This is a genomic window from Maritalea mobilis (genome assembly GCF_019800885.1).
Classification (GTDB): Bacteria; Pseudomonadota; Alphaproteobacteria; order Rhodobacterales; family Rhodobacteraceae; genus Roseibacterium; species Roseibacterium beibuensis.
Map to the genome: position 1 here is coordinate 277,035 of NZ_JAHVKE010000004.1, position 16,535 is coordinate 293,569.

A 16,535-nucleotide genomic window follows, 5' to 3' on the forward strand; every position below is an offset into this window, starting at 1 on the left:
TGGTTTATTTTGTCTGGCAGTTCGTATCTTTTCTATCTCCTATACTATCAAGCCTATGGTAGAGGCCAGGATTTGGGGCAAGACTATCTTTCCTCACCATTGGGGATCGAATTTTGGAGAAAGCACTTTCGCCTTGCAATTGCCTTCGTGGCCATTTTCACATTCTGGTGCTATATCCTTGAAGGGATAAATTTAGTATTGGTGGGATAAAATGGAAGAATGTGATTTCTACTCTATAGATATTGGTTTTGGCTTTGGGTTAACGTTTGGGTTTGGTAGTGTTCGAGACGATTCTGGAGGTTTGCAAAATTTCGCGATAATTGGGATTATAGCTGGTCTGGATCTCCCACTTGAATACTCAGTTTTTGACGAAACTTCGGCTGTGTCAGTAGATCAGCTTCATGGATTGGGCGTCGGAGTTGGTTTAAATTGGGGTGCCGGCGGTGATTACACTATCCCAGTATTTTCTGATTATGGTCCATATTGGACAACAGGCGGTGAAGTCCAAGCTGGCGTTGACGGAAGACTCACATACACCTTTCAATATGGAAATTTGGACGTCCACCCGATCCCCGATAAGTCCTTCGTAGAAATCGAAGGCATCCCTCTCGATCCGATCGGCTCTCTGGATGCCACGATCTCCCACCGCAGCTTTGCTGTACCGAAACTCTTCGACATCAATGGCGACGGGGTGCTCGACGCGAACGACACGAACTACGGCGAGTTCCGGGTCTGGCAGAGCGCCACTTACGGAATGTCGGTTGATGGACTGGGCAGGCAATTATGAAACCTGATCATCGGGTAGCATTCATCATTCTCCTATTATGCCTGTGTGTCCTCATGGCTTCCGTTTTTCTCTCTGTGAGCTACGTCGTTGCTGCTCTGGTTTTCTCAGGGCTTAGCTTGCTATCGGCGCCGTTGGCCATACACCGAATAACTGACACACAATTGTCCTTATCGTTGCTCGTTTTGCTGGCGCTATTCTCGGCGTATCCAATCCGAAAAATTCTGGGTAGCGAGGGGCTACTGACGAATGGGCTAGTTGTATTCTCTTGTTTTGTCGTTCTTTGGCTGGTCGGGTTGGGATGGCGGAGGAGTTGGCAATGAGCGGGATAAAAAATAAAGAAGGATCTGCACTGATCCCACTGCCGAATGAACTGGTGCATCCAGCTTGGTTCTGGGCTTACGGAGTGATCTACTCAAGCGCCGTCACGGCCGCCGTGTGGTTGGCTGTGTTTTCAGAGATCGAATTCGATCCCTTGGCAAATGGATATTTGATTTTATTCGTTTACATTGCTTTTCCTCTCTTTTGGCTCGACATTTTCATCAGGTTGTACTTCTTTCCATTCAAGAGATACTGCTTGGAGCATGGCATTGACCCACGTAGTGATGATCTGAATAGATATAAAATGTTGAATCCTTTTAGGTTGATTGCGTTCTTTGGGCTGGGTCAGGCGATGTTCGTATATTTTTCGACGGCTGGCCGTGAAGACTGTATCAGTGCGAGATGTGCGGCTGCTCCTGGGATGGCGCTTATAACGCCGGCCGCTTTTCTCTTGTTGTGGACTTTTGAATTGCCTGGCTATCGGCAGTCAAGCGGAGCAGAAACTGATGAATAATCTCTTCTCTACAGCTCCCCGTCATAGCCAAAGCTCGCCGTATAGCTGAGCGGCAGCGGATGACGCGTTTCTTGTGCTGCACTTCAACGCGGACGACACGCGGGCGCGGGCGACGGGCAGATCGACCAGCGGGCGGAGCTGGTGCTGAGCGACTGGGGTCCGGAGGGCGCGACGGGCCTGCAGGCGCTGGGGGAGGCCGCGGACGAAGACGGCAACCTCCCTTTCGACACCAACAGCGACGGGGTGCTCGACGCCAATGACACGAGCTTTGGCTAGTTCCGGAGCTGGCAGGACCTCGACCAGGATGGCGCAGTGGAGGACGGTGAGCTGAGGACGCTGGCGGAGGCGGGGACCTGGAAGGGTGTTACTGTCAGCGAGATCGAAATACGACGGGGGTGGCGGCTATGCTGAAACCAAAGGAGAAGTCACCAGGCTTTAGCGTCGAGTTTGCCGGCTGGATCTGCTGCATAGTCGTTGCGTGGATCGGATGGCCGCCGGAGGATAGTAAGGCCTACTGGGGTGCATTCATATTCGCATTCGCTGGGCCAGTGTACCTCTATTGGAAGTATTTTATGGCATAACGGGAGGTCTGCGGATGGAAAACGAAGAAGAGCAGAGCATTAGTTTCAGGGACCTGTTTTCCGCGCAAACTAACAAAGGTGAGTCGTTTTACGTTGACCTTGTTATGGAGGCTGGTTCGTTCGCTCTGGATATCGCGGTAACGCGACAGGTCCACCCCGTCCGATGCTGCGCGATGTGTGAAGGTCCGATTTCGGGAAGCTGCGCTGCGGCGTTGACTGGCGCTTTGTATGGCGGAAGAGGGCCGTTTTTGGCGGACTGATCTAGTCACTTGAGCGTCCAGCATGTCGCGCTGCCATAGGTCCGCTTTGGCCCCAGATCGACTGATACGGTTCGTTGCATGGAATGTTGTCTCCGGCGAATGCACCGTGATCGTAGCATGTTCTTTTATTGGCAGCCAGATTTGCCCGTCGGGGCGTTTTCATTGTCGGCGGAGACGTTCTTGCAGCGGCCGAACCATTCCGACTAATCTGACTCGATAGAGCTCACATCAAAAAGAGTGCGAAAGAGGGAGGCGTAATGCCGCTCTTTATGGACGGTGCCGAACTTCAGAAGACCTTGTGCAAAGCATGGGGAGACGATGGCATCGCCCAACTCGCCGTCGCCTTTTGGGGGCGTGACGCGGCCGATCTCCTAGGCATGTCCTGTGCAAAGGGGCACGGGTAATCTGCAACCTGAGCCTCGGCGGCACCTGTCCCGACGAGGTCCGGAAGCTGCTGGAGAGGGGGGCCGAAACTCGCCACCTTCCTAAGCTTCACGCGAAGCTCGGCGTCGTTGGTGGTGTCTCCTTCCTAGGATCATCCAACATTAGCCGGAATGGGTTCGGAAACCTTGAAGAGTACAGCGTCGTGTACCCGGGCAAACAGGCTGAGATTGCGGAGCGTTTCGAGGCAATTTGGGATCAAGCCCTACCGGTTGATGAGAAAATCCTGAAGAATGCCGGGCAGATCTGGCGGCGTCGGCTAAGTTTCGAGGCTCGACGGCGCATCGAGGTCTCGCCGAATGGCACCTTGCTCGACCTTCATAGAAGTGATCCGAAGGCGCTTGATGACTTGTCAGCGCGCGTTGTGACCTACGAGCCCGGTGAAAGCCGCGCGCTCGATCGGGCCAATACCAATGTCAAAGAAGACTTCGGGTTCGACTGGGAATGCTACGAGGGCTGGAGAGAGCTCCCCGACGAGGGCTTCCTCTTCGATTTCACCGAAGAGGACGATCGGTTTGCGTGGAACGGCATCTGGAGACGAGATCTGAACGTGCCAGAACCTCCGGGCTTTCAAGCCGCGCAGCGGGTTTGGCAGATTTCCGGTCGTGGCCTTGGTAAAGGAGGGGCGAATGCACTCACAGCGGCCCTGAAACGCATGAGTGATAACCACGTCCTTCCCAAAGCAGATGAAAACGGCGCGCGGCTCTTCCGGCTCAGTCGCCTCGCGACGTACCTAGGAGAAGCTTGCTGAGCACTGCCACTTCCGTTTCTGTCACCTAACCTGACTGAAACTGACGCTCGCATTAGGCGCAGCGGCAGCCTACAAAGTCCGCTCAGTAGACACTTCGACTTCGCCAAAGCTCCCAAGCGCGGTGAACGGCAACTCTAGGGAATCAGCGCGTCGCGATGCCCTGTCGGGCAGTGGAGGGTGAAAGCGTCGATAAATCTAGGGCCACCTCAAAGGCCCTTTCATGTTAAACAATATTCATGCCACGCCTTCTCACCCTCGCGGATCTCCATCTCGACAAATGGGCCGCCAAACAGCGCGATCCACTGGCGCTGATGCCGAAAGGCTGGTTCGAACAATTCGACATGGTGATCATCGCCGGTGATTTAGTCGACAAGCCGAAGGCGCGGCTCGCTTCGGCACTGGCCCAGATCGGCCAATACGTCCCACTCGACCGCGTGCAGATCTTCCCCGGCAACCACTGTTTCTATCATCACGTGCTCGACGACGAGGTGCGCCTTGCGCAGATCGTGATCAATGCCGGTGCTGGCTATGCCCAGTGTAAGCCTCTGGCGCTCGGAGACGTGCGGATCTTGCCCTGCACGCTATGGACGGATCTCACTCATCCGACGATCCACCCTGATATCATTGCAGGCGATCTCCAGCGCGGGATGAATGACTATCGCTACATCCGTATCGCAAAAGCTGGCTACCGAAAGGCCAAGGCGTTCGACATGCGCGCCGTTCACCAGCGCCACCTCGCCTGGCTGCGCACTCAGCTAGAGATGCCCCATGACGGCCCCTCGATTGTCGTGACTCATCACGCGCCCCTTCTCGATCAGCTGGGTGCCGAAGGCACGCTCGCACATGCCTATGGTAGTGACCTACTGGGTTTTATCACGGAGATGCGCCCGTCAGCTTGGTTATATGGGCATACACATCAGGCGCACGAGGTCTGGATTGGGAAGACCAACATCAAAAACGTATCGCTGGGCTACCCTTTCGATCTGAGTAACGCGGAAGCCCGTGAGAGGATCGAAGCAGCTGCCATGGATGTACCAGGGTCCGCCTGATGGTCTTCGGTTTCTGGCGACGGTCGGTTCTGTTGCACAAGTTCCGCGAGGGATTCATCTCGTGAATCCAGAGTGGTAGCTGGGATGTATGAGCAAACCCACACCCCCCCACCTACAAGACCCGGAACTGGGCGGCCTACAATGAAGCGCTCAAGCGCCGGGGCTCGCTGACGATCTGGTTCGACCCCGAGATGAGCTGGGATGCCGCGCCGACAGGCAAGCGTGGCCGCCAGCAGACTTACAGCGATACTGCCATTCAGACCTGCCTGACGATGAAGGTGCTGTTCGGCATGGCGCTCCGGCAGACGACCGGTTTTGTCGAGAGCCTGCTACGGCTAATTGAACTCGACTGGCCGGTGCCCGACTTCAGCACGCTATCGCGCCGCCAGAAGACCCTGGGCGCAACATCCCCTACCGTGGATCCAAGGGTCCGCTGCACCTGTTAACCGATAGCACTGGGATTAAGGTCCCCTCTCGGGACATCGCGTTGCGATGCCCTGCCGGGCAATGGAGGGTGAAGGCGAGTGGCACGCACGCAAGCACGGCGGCCCAAAACGCCGCGTCTGGCGCAAGATACACCTCGGGATCGATGAGGAAACGCTGGAGATCCGTGCTGTCGAAATCACCGGTAGCCACATCGGCGATGGTGAGCGGAGCAGCGCCACCGGTTCGAGCGCGTCGCGAACGTGCTGCCCGATCTTCTCAGTCAGATCCCAGAAGACCAGGAGATCGGCAGCGTCACGGCAGATGGCGCCTACGATACCCGGAAATGCCACGAGGCGATCGCGGACCGTGGCGCGAAACGAAGCGTTGCGGGCATCGAAATACCTCGGCCGCGCAATCTGGCGAAACTGGAGCGGATATCACCGCCGAAGCCGCGTCGAGACGAACCCTCTCGGGCATTGCTGCGCAATACCCTGCCGGGCAGCGGATGCACTGCGTTAAACTGCTGGGGCAGCGCCTCATGGCGCGGGACTTCGACCGACAGGTCGCGGAAGTGCAGGTGCGCATTGCCGTCATGAATGGCTACACCGCCCTCGGCATCCCTGTCACTGAAGCCGTGGGGAAAATCCGTTCGGGGAAAGGGGAAGTCCGCTCAGCGACGGCTTTGTGCAACAGAGTCCCCCTATGGTTTGCGCCATGCGGTATCCCAGACCCGATGCAGCCCATCATGCATTTGAGATTCCATTGTCCGCAATTCCTCAGTCTTTTTCTGATGGTGCTCAAATTCAGCCAAAATATGGTCAACAGTTTTTTCCGTAGCAGTTCCTTTTTTTGCTGACGCGGACGTCCTTTTGGGTTTGCTCTTTGTCGCCAGACTTTTGGGTACCATGAACCGTTCAACCTCCCCAATTGGAATTGAAGGGCTTCGGCCTCCATTAGAAACGTTTTTCCAACTTTCTAGCGTCATGGGTGTCAAAAGATACATGAACAGGACGCGTGGGTCGCAATATGGAACGTCTCGCGCTTCAGCAAACCTCTTTCTTTCGCGGAAAACAAACAGTGTTTGGCCAGCCCATAGATTGGTGCCTTCCAGACTTTGCTCTGACAGATATGCCACTCTCCCAATTGGCCCGCGATGAGCGAACACAATATCACCAGGCTTGAGGCGCTGCTCCTCGAAGCGTTCCTCTAAGGTAGAACGGACAGTGACGTTGCGTGGGGTTCCTAAGATTTCGCCAAAATGCGAGATGTTTATCCCACTCACTTCCTGGATTTGTAACGTTCCCACCGGATCGTTGCGAATTGTCTTGGGACGAATGATTTCAAAAAGATCCGCCAAACGGTACTCTGTGGCGTACATCGCGTTTTGGGTGCGCGTAACGAAGTTGGGTCCTCCAACGGGGCCGGCAGAGAGATATCTCTTAGGTAGAAGGCTTCCGCCAGCGGTCTGTATCTCTTCGACGGAAACAAACGTTGCTCTTTTCCGGACTGTTTTAGTGAATGGGACGGCGCCAATGAATCGTTGAACATCTCTTGTCGAAATCATCTGCACCTCATCGGCAGAGATCCGGGACTCGTTAAGGGATATCATATACTGTGAATCTTTTTCTGCCTGCAGCTCGGCGACTCGATAAATGCATCTCATATCGAGGAGGCGCTGCCGTGTCGCCAAGCGAGACTGTCCTGGAGAAAATAGAAAGTTATCCGAGACCATGGCCAAAGCCGAGGAGTCGGTCGCGCCCAAATACGCGAGCATCGCGCTTTCGAGATCGTAGGTACCACGGTTGACGGCTCGGGGTAGCATCAATTTGCGAATGCCGGCCTCGAGGCCAGGCGCATCGCTTGCTCGGAATGATGCTGGTGGAAACGAAACCTCCAACTCGGGCATCTCAAAGTTTGGCTCGCCGTCGTCGAAAAGTGTGTCGGGCGCCCAGGGAGGGCCGGTCTCGGTGTATATCGGCAGGTCGAGATACAAGGACGCGATTGCCATAAGCTCTCGATCTGGCCCCACCCCGGCGTAGCGTATGTTGTAGCCAGGATAGCGCTGTGAGCGGGTTTGCCGGATCGTTTGCGCGTGACGAAGGCCGAGCATGAGGCTGCGCGCAAACGAGAACCGGATGATCCTTTTGTCTTGGAGAAGCCTGAGGATTTCACGTGCCAAGTCTTCCTGCAGTCTCTCCTCATACTTCAGTGCGGCATCGATCAAAGAATACACCGCTTCGAACCGCCGTGTGGGCTCGAGGCTGTCGAGATGACGAACTGCGTCTTCAAACGCGCCGCGGAAGCTCGGCTCATGTGCAGTGAGATCAAGTCGGTCTTGCAAGCGTGGTACGGCCGCCCGGCTAACGTCATCGTTCCGCGCATTGACGGCAAACCAAAACAGCCGCGTCAGACCTTCTAGGCTGTTGGTGTCTAGCTCTTTGGGAAACATGGGTCTTTCACGGTTTGGAGCGGGTTGCTCGCACCGTGCGTGAGGGCGGAGAGGTTGGAAAGGATCTCATGGGAATGATGAAAAAAAAATCCTATCAGACGCTGATAGATAGATATCAAGAACCACTTCTTTTCTCTGCAACCGCAGCCTCTTCCGGTATCTTGGACTGGGCGCGGAACCGAACGGCAGACACTGCGGACGGCAAATCGCGACCAAACGTAAGAGAACCCAGCCGTGAGGGCTGGTTCGGGTGGAAATTGGAGACTGCCTCACAACCGGAGAGGCCACTTTCGAAAGGCGGAGAAAGATGCAGCTGAGACTTGTTTGAAAGTCGGGAGGTGTTCGATTTTCGCAAAAACAGCAAATAAAACAGAGACTTGACTCGATTTCTTGGATCAGTTTTTTGGCTTGAGTGATTCAGAATCCGGCATCTTCACCGGGTCCGGCTTGGCCAGGGAGGCAGTAAGACACCACAGCGCGTAGACAGGAAACAGAAACAAAAAGGGCGCCGCCTGTTCAAGGCGACGCCCAAAGTCAGCGGCCATCACAGCCACCTATTGCGCCGCCGACGATAGAGCAGAGCAACTGCTTCGGCAACCAGCGTGATGGCCTTGGAGAAACCTCTCGAAAGCGTTGCTTTCGAGTACGGAGAACTATTGCCATGAAGGGCGAAGACCACGAGAAAAACGGGCGCGAAAATGGCTCCGAAAAGTCGCGAGAACGTTTCAACCCTGCACCTAGCCGTGCCGTCCGACCTGTTCCCAAGTCTTCCAAGGGGCATTTCGTCGGGGCGCTCGTCTTCGAAGGCGAGAACGGCCCGCAGACTCTGCATTTTGCCAGTCTGACCGAGCATAACGCGTCTCTCTGCCTGATCTATCGGCCCGATTTTCACGATATCGAAGAACAGCTGGCGGCTCTTCATTTCACGCTGCCGAACGGAAAGCCGAGCCGCCATTTCTTCGATTTTCGGGTCACCCAGAAGGGTGGTCGCCGGGTCTGCATTTCTGTGAAGCCCGAACGGATCGCGGTGACCTATGAGTACCGCGCGATGATGGCGGAAGTGAAAAGGGCCGCAATTGGGAACATCTGTGACGCAGTGGCGACAATCACCGAGCGCAACATCGACCCGGTCGAGTTGCACAATGCAAAGCTGTTTCACGATGCGCGGCACCGTGAACCTGAGATCGACGAAATTGTTCTGAAATCGCTTGCCGAGGTTCGCGATCCTACGACCATCAACGAGTTTCTGTTGAAGGCGGGCCTCGGCGGGCGCGGTTTTTTCAGTGTGGCGCGCGCGATCCGTTTCGGCCAGGCGACCCTCTTCACGCCGGAGCCTATCCGTGGAAAAACCCTGATCGTTCGCGGGGAGGCTGTTTGATGTCCGCCCCTTTCCGGATGCCGATCAAGATCTTTCTTGAAAAGGACTACTATTTCGAGATCGGCGTCCGTAAAGGTCGTGTGCTGGAACTTCGCAAAGAAGGCTACTTCGTCTTCTGGGAGGCGTGGACGGACCCGAGTACGGGCGAGTGTCATGAAAGCGCCACGGGCGTAATCACCTACGACGCGATCGTCACAGAGAACAACTACGGCAAGCTGAAAATTCTCAGTCGGCCGTCAGCGAAGCCTGTCGATCCCAAGCGGGTCCGCCGAAGCGAGAGGGTCTTGGTTGAAATCGCTCGGCAGCGATTCCGAAAGCAGTATGTCCTCGCGGTTCAGCAAATGCTTGACGACGGGGACCTCAAGCTTACGCGAGACGACTTCGACGCAAAGATTGTCCAGATCGTTGCACGCGGCACGAGGCGGTATGAAGAATACCGCGCAGCCCAAGCAATGCGCGAAAAGAAACGGGGCGGCACCAAGGTCCAGAAGTCAAAGAAAGAAATCGAGCGTACTGCCGAATTTCACCATGGTTATAAGAGCGGCCATACCATGTGGAAATGGTACTGGCAGTGGAAAAACGAGGGTGACGACGGACTATTCGACAAATATCGCAACTGCGGGAAATACAGGCGCTACGACGATGCTACGGAGGCCTTCATCGTCCGCGTCCTCAACACACTTTGGGACGAGGAACGCGTCACGATCAAGTCCTTGGTAGAAAGCGTACAAGCTGCGATTGACGCCAGGAACGAGGAGCTCGAGCGAATGCCCGTCCCTGCTCCAAAGCTAAAGAAGGCTGGCTACGACTACATCCACCGCCTGATCAAGGAGTACGCTCCACTCGACCACAAGATCCGCAAGTCTGGCTGGGAAAAGGCCTACAAAGACTATCACACGCTCGGGGTCGGCATTCAGACATCCCGCGCCTTGGAACGGGTCGAGATCGATGAGTATACGGTTGACCTTTTCGTCTTGATGGAAGCGACGGGGCTATTCGACATCCTTCCTGCCTCAATCAAACAGATTCTCGAGCTTGACGGAAAGGCGCGCCGGGTCACGCTATCCGCGGCGATTGACGTGCATACGCGGTGCCTGCTGGCACTGCAGATCGTGCCTGAGGGAACGGACGGCTCGCTCCGGCATACCTTAGAAATGATCTATTCGGACAAGTCGCCGATTGCTGACGCAGCGGGAGCGAAATTTGGCTGGCCTATGGGAGGAGCGCCGGGAACAATCGTTCTCGACCGGGGTCCTGAATACATCACAGATGACGCTTACGACATCCTCGCCGGGCTTGGCATCACCAACCTCGGAGCACCTGCGGGAAAACCTTGGCTGAAACCGTTCATCGAGAGGGTCTTCCGGACTATTCACCAGGACCTCTTGCTACGGTTTTCAGGGCGCGCATTCAGCAATGTCGTCGAACGAGGTGAGAATGATTCCGAAAAACGCGCATCTCTGACCTTGGAAGCCTTCTTGGGTTGGTTGGTTCGATGGACCGTCGATGCGTACCACACGAAAGAGCATGCCGCCCTAGGCATGTCACCTGCTCAAGCTTGGGCCGAGGCGACGAAGGAACATACGCCGCCAAGCCTGGCAAACAACGAAATGCGCGAAGTATTCGGCACTCGAATGCGACGCAAGCTCAATCGAAGAGGTTTGCGCGTGGCCGGCATCTACTACCAAACGGGTGAAACCATGAAGAATTTTGTGGATGGGACCAAAAGCATTTTTGAGGTGCGTCGCTGGCATGGTGATGTCGGGACCATCGATGTGCGAGCGGACAACGGGCCTTGGGAAGCTGTTTCGGCTTGCGACCCCAAATGGATCGGCAAAACCGAGATCGATCGCCTTGCGCATTTCGAAAAGTGCGCGGGCGAAGATGAGGACGAGCGCAAAGCGCGTCGAGATTTTATCAACGCGGCAAACGATGAGTCATATCGGCTAAAGCGACTTCTTGGGCTGATTGCCCTGCCGAAAACCGCGGATGAGTTGGCAAAGAATACTGAACGCATGATGCGTTTCGCAGATACGGCCGAGCGCCAGCATGCGGCAGGGGAATACCGGGGGCTACTGGACGACTTGGATGACGGCACGGAGTTCGATGGCGCCGGGTCCGCTCCTGAAGGTTTAAGCGTGATTGATGACCTCCGGGGCGATCAGAACTTTTCGGAAGAGGACTCAATGGAATGACTATCCCTGAAACAAACATGGTTCCATTGGATACAATCAGCGCGAAGCTGGTTTGGTTGAGAGACCGCTACTGGCGGTTTGGGCAGGAAGAAACGCTCGATGACGCGTTGCTCGACCTTTTTGAGGTGGATGACGAAGGGCAGATGACCGACGAACCCCGTCGCGATCCGCTCACCGGTGAGACCGAGGGGCTCATGGTCCTCGGCATGTCCGGCGGCGGCAAGACAGCGCTTCTCAAGCGCACCTTGCGGGCCAATCCCATCCTGACCGAATTCAGCATCGATGAGCCGGGCAACACGCTTTTCATCACCGTGCCGCCCGAGGCGACCATCAAGAAGCTGGCCGAGATCATCCTCTCAGAAACCGGCTATAAAAAGATCGACCCCCGTTTGCGTGCAGCGGATGCTTGGGAGATGGCGCGGCACCGGCTCGGTGTGGTCGGCATCTGCGCCGTAGTTATCGACGAATGCCATCATATCCTGCGGCCTGGTCAAGGTCGTGACGTTCTGGCAGCCATTCAGGCCTTGAAACACATCATGCAGTCGCAGCACCCGGTAGCGCTGATTATTGCAGGCGTACCCGCCTTGCGTGACGCCCTTCTCTCCGAACCTTCTGGCGAGACCTACCGTCGGTTCAGCGAGTTGCACCTCGCCAGCATCCGGCCTGGCACCAGATCGGCGCGGCTATTCGAGACCAACTTCAGAAAGTCGGCGGAGATCCTCGGGTTGGATGTCGATGAGGCGGACGATTTTCCCGAACGCATCTTGTTCGCGACAGGAGGACAGATCGGCAAGAGCGTGAAGCTTGCCAAGAACATCTTGCGCGGTGCTGTGACCCGGCAGCGCGACACGCTTTGCCTCGAAAGCGCGGAACGCGTGTTCCGGAAGTCAAACGTCCAGCATACTTTGACACCCTTCGATACTGCGCCGTGGCCAGAGGTGAGAAAGGAACTGGAAGCCATGGGATGGGGGCCGTGATGACCCTTTGGCCCCGTCTTTCCATTGACCCCGAAGAAACGCTGCTCTCCTACGCCGACCGGCTTGGGCTTATGCACACCGGCCGGGGCATGGAGCGTCTTCTCGCGGATCTCGGTATCCGTCGGGACCACTTTGTCTCGGGCCGCGGGGAGGCCGTCCTTCGCTTGGCGGAAGCCACGGGGCAGGCCGTCGAAGTGCTTCAGAATATGGCGATTAGGGTGTTCCAGCGATGTGCATCCTTCCGTGGCGAGGACGTTTCGAAGACGTTTCTTTCGCCGCGCGCCGGCCGGTACTGTCCTGTTTGCCTTGCGGAAGACGGCCCAGAAGCGGAACGCCGCCATCGACTGCTTTGGGGATTTCGCCATGTCAGCCGGTGTGACCGTCATGGCGTAATGTTGGCGGATGCGCCGATCAAAGACGCGACCAGCTTGCGCGTCGCGCTTGCAGGTGCGCCCCTCGCAGCGCCAACCGAGGCCGATGACGAGACGCCTGAATACCTGGTCTGGCTCCGGGAACGGATCCATGGCGAAAGCCTCTGCCGCGAAACCTGGCTGAATGAGCAGACCATTGAGCAGGTTTTCGCAGCGTCTGAGATGCTTGGGGGCATCCTCGAACACGGCCATGGCGTCTCAGTGACCAAATTGAGCCCGGCCCAAACGGAAGCAGCTACCGATATCGGGTTCTCGATTTACCGCGAAGGGCCGGGAGCCATCGAGGAGGCACTCGACACGATCCGCTCCATGTCACCGGCCAAGGCGGTTCAAGCTGGTCCTCTGGCCTACTATGGCAAACTGCACGATTGGTTGGACCGCAGGAGCAACTTTATCGATCCGGGCCCAATCAAGGACATCTTGCGCGACCACATCGTCAAACATTCTGCCGTAGCCCCGGGTGAAACCGTTTTGGGTGTCGAGATTGCGCACAGGCGATTCCATACACTACAGAGCTTGTCGTCCGAGGTTGGCATTGAACGGCCGCGTCTCTCGCGACTACTTCGAAAGATCGGCGAAATTCCAGAAGCTGCCACGGAACTCGACAGCGGAAACATGGTCTTCGAGGTTGCGCGGACGGTGCCCCTGATCGAGGCCTTCAAGACCGCCGTGCCTTTGTCGGCTGTCCCCGCATACATTGGCGCCAGTAAGCGCCAAGTTGAGATCCTCTACCGCGCTGGTATCCTGAAACCTTTAGTTCCGAGTAAAAGCCGTGGATCCGTGCGCAATGTGGTCTTCGCCAGAACCCACTTGGACGAGTTCTTGGACAAACTGGCCGGATTTCCTGATTTGCCTGTTCTTGCTAGTCCCGATCTCCATCCGATTGCTTATGCGTGCCAGCATGGGGCAGGGCCGTTCGAAGAGGTTTTCGAGGGCATCCTAAACGGTCGGATCAGGTGTTTCCGCCATCCCGACAAGGCTGGCATCAGGTCCATTTATGTTGACGCGAAAGCCTTCAGTAGGACACGCGCGACTGCCTGAAACTTCTTCGATTTCGCCGCAATACTGACCCGCTTCGGCGGGTTTTTTGTTGTTGTCCTGCGTCCTGGTTCGCGGGATCATTGCCCGATTTTCGCGGGATCTTTACACCCATTTCTACAGGCCCAAATCTAAGATATTGTTTTTAATTGATTAATATCGGCGCCCCGAGACAACTTTGCCCCGTTTTTCATGTGTGTAAATCGGGGCAAAGTTGTCTCGGAACCGGGGCAAAGATGTCGCGAAAGCAGGCCTCCATCCATATCTTGTGTGAGTAATAGCTTTGATGCGCATATGTAGCATTCGCGCATCTTTTGTGGTCGTGCCGTGTAGCCGTTGCTTACGCGCTGTTCTTCATCACTCACACTGATCCTGTGCGGGCCCAAAAGTGGACTGATTGCGATCAGAGACTGTCTGACCTACGCATTCTGCTGCTATTCCGAACGAAGGCGATAAGTCGGTCGGTTCGGTTGTGTAGTGTAGAGACACAGAGATAGTGTCCATTTTGGGTATTTTTTGTCCATTCCGGCACGCTGCAAATGACCATTGCAGGTGAGTGATTTCGAAAAAGAAAATAAAAACAATTACTTGTCGAAGAGTGCTGTTTTTCTGGAGAAACGGACGCGTGCGACGCGGCAATGCGGTGCCGGTTTCAACAAGCAACAGTTAGCTGGACGGCGGGGCCGGTGGATCTGCACCTACCCGATCCCGCCCGATCCGCTCGTCATCTTGCGGCTCATGTTCAGCACTTCCGCCGGCCCTTTACGCTGCTGATCCGGCCTTTCGCGGCGATCGGCATTCGCGTGCGTCCCGGAACTTTCCCAACATCGTGACCGATACCTGTCGTCCTCCCACCGTGGAGGCAGGGCACGTCGATCCAAGGACGCTACCGTCTTCTGCTCGTCGAGTAGACCGCCAAGCTGGAATGGGAGCTACCCCCCGAAATTCGGACACTGAAATAAGCTACGAATTGCAGTGTTCTGATCTTCCACGAGAAGGAGATCAGAGATGTCGAAACGCAAGCAGCACGCGCCCGAGTTGAAGGTGAAGGTTGCGCTGGAGGTCTTGAAGGATGAGGAGACCGCTGCCGAGCTGGCGAGCCAGTTCGGGGTCCATCCGACGATGAACCACAAATGGAAACGTGCGCTGCTGGCGGGCACGTCCGGCATGTTCGGTTGCGGCGGTCGCATGAGGCCTGAGATCGATGAGGAGCAGGTGAAATAACTGCATGTCAAGATCGGGGAGTTGGCGGTGGCCAACTCTTTTTTTGCAACGAAAGCTCAAGCCTGGGGCGGGAAGTGAAGCGCGGCATGATCGAGGCTGATCACCCCCAACTGTTGATCGGCCAGCAGTGCAAGCTGCTATCGATCGCGCGCTCGCCCCTTTACTACAGGCCGAAGGGTGAGACCGAGCAGAACCTTTGCTTGATGCGTCAGATCGACGAGCAGTTCCTGGAGACGCCGTCCTTCGGTGTCCGGCAGATGACCTGGCATCTGGCGATGACGGGCCCCTCACAGGTGCGTTCGGAGATCCGCTCGCGTTCGAATTGTGCGATCGAGGCGAAGACATGGGAGACAAGTCGCCCGGCTGGGGTCGTCGTGGCGATGTCCTCGGCCAGAGACCGGAAGCCTGCACCACGTGTACCGATGGCTTCCACGATGTCGAGAAGATCGCAAAGAGATCGAGCCAGGCGGCCATACTTGGTGACGACCATCACATCGCCCTGGCGGAGCTGGTCGATCATGAGATCGAGCTGCGGTTGCTCGCGCTTCGCCCCGGTCATCTTGTCGGTATAGATGCGCTCGGTCCGCCTGCCCGCAAGGCGTCGGCCTTGTTGCATAAATCGGGTGAGGGATTCATTGCATGAATCCAGCGTGATAGCTGGGAGGCATGACAAGTTGGGCCACGACGAAGTACAAGACCACGAACTGGTCGGCTTACAATGAGGCACTGAGGCGGCGCGGTTCGCTGACAGTGTGGTTTGATCCCGATTTGGTGTGGAGGCCGCATCCGACGGGCAAGCGCGGTCGGCAACAGGCTTTCAGCGAAGAGGCCATCCAGACCGGCCTGACGATGAAGGTCCTCTTTGGCACACCGCTTCGACAGGCGACCGTGTTCGTACAGAGCCTTCTACGCCTGCTCGGGTTGGACTGGACGGTGCCGGACTTCAGCACCCTGTGTCGACGTCAGCGGACGCTGAATGTGAGCACCCCCTATCGCGGCGGCAACGGGCCGCTGCACCTGCTGATCGACAGCACCGGCATCAAGGCCGCGGGTGAAAGCGAGTGGAACGCCCGCAAGCACGGCGGCCTCAAGCGGCGCATCTGGCGCAAGATACACATCGGGATCGACGAGGAAACGCTGGAGGTGCGGGCTCTCGAGGTCTCCGGCAGCAACATTGGTGATGCACCCATCTTGCCTGATCTGCTCGACCAGATCCCGACAGATGAGCGGATCGGTTCCGTGACCGCCCCCTCTCGGGATCATGCTCCGCATGACTCTGCCGGGCAGTGGACGGCGCCTACGACACCCGCAAATGCCATGAGGCGATTGCCGCCCGTAGGAACGCAAAGCCGTGGAAGCCGACGAGCCCAGGCGCCGTCGCCTGCAATGAAGCTCTGTGCGCCTCGAAGTACATGGGCCGTGCCATCTGGCGGCGTTGGAACGGCTACCACCGCCGGAGCCGGGTCGAGACAAAGATGAACAGCATCAAGCTGCTCGGCCAATCCCTCATGGCGCGCGACTTCGATCGCCAGGTTGCAGAGCTGCAGGTCCGCATCTCAGTGCTCAATGGCTATACCGCGCTCGACATACCTGTCACGCAGCTCGTGGAATAAGTCCGTCTGGGGAAAGGGGCACTGCGATCAAACCTCGACTTGTGCAAAAGCGCCAGACTTGATCCTAGATCACGAAAAGCGAAATTCACCATTCGATCATCGG

14 protein-coding genes and 2 pseudogenes are annotated in these 16,535 nt (G+C 56.6%); 13 read left to right on the top strand and 3 right to left on the bottom strand.

Annotated features, from left to right (window positions below; all coding sequences use genetic code 11):
- Positions 1 to 211: 211 nt before the first annotated feature.
- The 6 genes and pseudogenes from KUV65_RS15765 to KUV65_RS15785 all read left to right on the top strand — a co-directional run.
- A complete protein-coding gene (locus tag KUV65_RS15765; RefSeq protein ID WP_222191676.1) occupies positions 212 to 787 on the top strand; it encodes a hypothetical protein in 576 nt (191 codons plus the stop codon).
- A 316-nt stretch (positions 788 to 1,103) separates the two neighbouring features.
- Complete coding sequence (locus KUV65_RS15770; protein WP_222191677.1) at positions 1,104 to 1,619, top strand: hypothetical protein; 516 nt, start codon at positions 1,104 to 1,106, stop codon at positions 1,617 to 1,619.
- Positions 1,620 to 1,760: 141 nt separating this feature from the next.
- A complete protein-coding gene (locus tag KUV65_RS18140; RefSeq protein WP_261331833.1) occupies positions 1,761 to 1,895 on the top strand; it encodes a hypothetical protein in 135 nt (44 codons plus the stop codon).
- A 1,151-nt stretch (positions 1,896 to 3,046) separates the two neighbouring features.
- Positions 3,047 to 3,652 carry a hypothetical protein gene (locus KUV65_RS15775; RefSeq protein ID WP_374107082.1) on the top strand — a complete coding sequence of 202 codons (606 nt, stop codon included), beginning with the start codon at positions 3,047 to 3,049 and terminating at the stop codon, positions 3,650 to 3,652.
- 236 nt (positions 3,653 to 3,888) lie between these two features.
- The gene (locus tag KUV65_RS15780; RefSeq protein ID WP_222191678.1) at positions 3,889 to 4,701 is read left to right on the top strand and encodes a metallophosphoesterase; all 813 of its coding nucleotides are present in this window, start codon (positions 3,889 to 3,891) and stop codon (positions 4,699 to 4,701) included.
- A gap of 92 nt (positions 4,702 to 4,793) precedes the next feature.
- Positions 4,794 to 5,767: pseudogene (locus KUV65_RS15785) on the top strand (IS5 family transposase); the annotation flags it as partial.
- A gap of 60 nt (positions 5,768 to 5,827) precedes the next feature.
- On the opposite strand, the gene KUV65_RS15790 reads toward KUV65_RS15785, so the two are convergent.
- A complete protein-coding gene (locus KUV65_RS15790) occupies positions 5,828 to 7,576 on the bottom strand; it encodes a restriction endonuclease subunit S (RefSeq protein WP_222191679.1) in 1,749 nt (582 codons plus the stop codon).
- A gap of 395 nt (positions 7,577 to 7,971) precedes the next feature.
- Positions 7,972 to 8,121: a hypothetical protein gene (locus KUV65_RS15795; protein ID WP_222191680.1), complete on the bottom strand. Its 150-nt coding sequence runs from the start codon at positions 8,119 to 8,121 to the stop codon at positions 7,972 to 7,974.
- 116 nt (positions 8,122 to 8,237) lie between these two features.
- On the opposite strand from KUV65_RS15795, the gene KUV65_RS15800 reads away from it, so the two are divergent.
- From KUV65_RS15800 to KUV65_RS15825, 6 genes are all read left to right on the top strand, one after another.
- Positions 8,238 to 8,954 (top strand): hypothetical protein, encoded by a 717-nt coding sequence (locus tag KUV65_RS15800; protein WP_222191681.1) that lies wholly within the window; start codon positions 8,238 to 8,240, stop codon positions 8,952 to 8,954.
- A 17-nt stretch (positions 8,955 to 8,971) separates the two neighbouring features.
- Complete coding sequence (locus tag KUV65_RS15805) at positions 8,972 to 11,149, top strand: hypothetical protein (protein ID WP_222191682.1); 2,178 nt, start codon at positions 8,972 to 8,974, stop codon at positions 11,147 to 11,149.
- Positions 11,146 to 12,126, top strand: coding sequence for a TniB family NTP-binding protein (locus KUV65_RS15810; protein ID WP_222191683.1), 981 nt, complete (start codon positions 11,146 to 11,148; stop codon positions 12,124 to 12,126). The genes KUV65_RS15805 and KUV65_RS15810 overlap by 4 nt, the downstream gene beginning before the upstream one ends.
- Positions 12,126 to 13,598 (top strand): TniQ family protein, encoded by a 1,473-nt coding sequence (locus KUV65_RS15815; protein ID WP_222191684.1) that lies wholly within the window; start codon positions 12,126 to 12,128, stop codon positions 13,596 to 13,598. Before KUV65_RS15810 ends, KUV65_RS15815 begins: the two co-directional genes overlap by 1 nt.
- Before the next feature lie 549 nt (positions 13,599 to 14,147).
- Positions 14,148 to 14,369 carry a hypothetical protein gene (locus tag KUV65_RS15820; protein WP_222191685.1) on the top strand — a complete coding sequence of 74 codons (222 nt, stop codon included), beginning with the start codon at positions 14,148 to 14,150 and terminating at the stop codon, positions 14,367 to 14,369.
- 234 nt (positions 14,370 to 14,603) lie between these two features.
- The gene (locus KUV65_RS15825; protein ID WP_222191686.1) at positions 14,604 to 14,819 is read left to right on the top strand and encodes a transposase; all 216 of its coding nucleotides are present in this window, start codon (positions 14,604 to 14,606) and stop codon (positions 14,817 to 14,819) included.
- A 208-nt stretch (positions 14,820 to 15,027) separates the two neighbouring features.
- Here KUV65_RS15825 and KUV65_RS15830 read toward each other — a convergent pair whose 3' ends face one another.
- Positions 15,028 to 15,546, bottom strand: coding sequence for a recombinase family protein (locus tag KUV65_RS15830; RefSeq protein WP_308124704.1), 519 nt, complete (start codon positions 15,544 to 15,546; stop codon positions 15,028 to 15,030).
- On the opposite strand from KUV65_RS15830, the pseudogene KUV65_RS15835 reads away from it, so the two are divergent.
- A pseudogene (locus tag KUV65_RS15835) lies at positions 15,486 to 16,432 on the top strand (IS5 family transposase). The gene KUV65_RS15830 and the pseudogene KUV65_RS15835 overlap by 61 nt on opposite strands.
- Positions 16,433 to 16,535 lie beyond the last annotated feature (103 nt).

Coding starts and splice junctions, on each gene's coding strand:
- KUV65_RS15765 (WP_222191676.1), top strand. CDS start 212: ATGGAAGAATGTGATTTCTACTCTATAGATATTGGTTTTGGCTTTGGG.
- KUV65_RS15770 (WP_222191677.1), top strand. CDS start 1,104: ATGAGCGGGATAAAAAATAAAGAAGGATCTGCACTGATCCCACTGCCG.
- KUV65_RS15780 (WP_222191678.1), top strand. CDS start 3,889: ATGCCACGCCTTCTCACCCTCGCGGATCTCCATCTCGACAAATGGGCC.
- KUV65_RS15790 (WP_222191679.1), bottom strand. CDS start 7,576: ATGTTTCCCAAAGAGCTAGACACCAACAGCCTAGAAGGTCTGACGCGG.
- KUV65_RS15795 (WP_222191680.1), bottom strand. CDS start 8,121: ATGGCCGCTGACTTTGGGCGTCGCCTTGAACAGGCGGCGCCCTTTTTG.
- KUV65_RS15800 (WP_222191681.1), top strand. CDS start 8,238: ATGAAGGGCGAAGACCACGAGAAAAACGGGCGCGAAAATGGCTCCGAA.
- KUV65_RS15805 (WP_222191682.1), top strand. CDS start 8,972: ATGCCGATCAAGATCTTTCTTGAAAAGGACTACTATTTCGAGATCGGC.
- KUV65_RS15810 (WP_222191683.1), top strand. CDS start 11,146: ATGACTATCCCTGAAACAAACATGGTTCCATTGGATACAATCAGCGCG.
- KUV65_RS15815 (WP_222191684.1), top strand. CDS start 12,126: ATGACCCTTTGGCCCCGTCTTTCCATTGACCCCGAAGAAACGCTGCTC.
- KUV65_RS15825 (WP_222191686.1), top strand. CDS start 14,604: ATGTCGAAACGCAAGCAGCACGCGCCCGAGTTGAAGGTGAAGGTTGCG.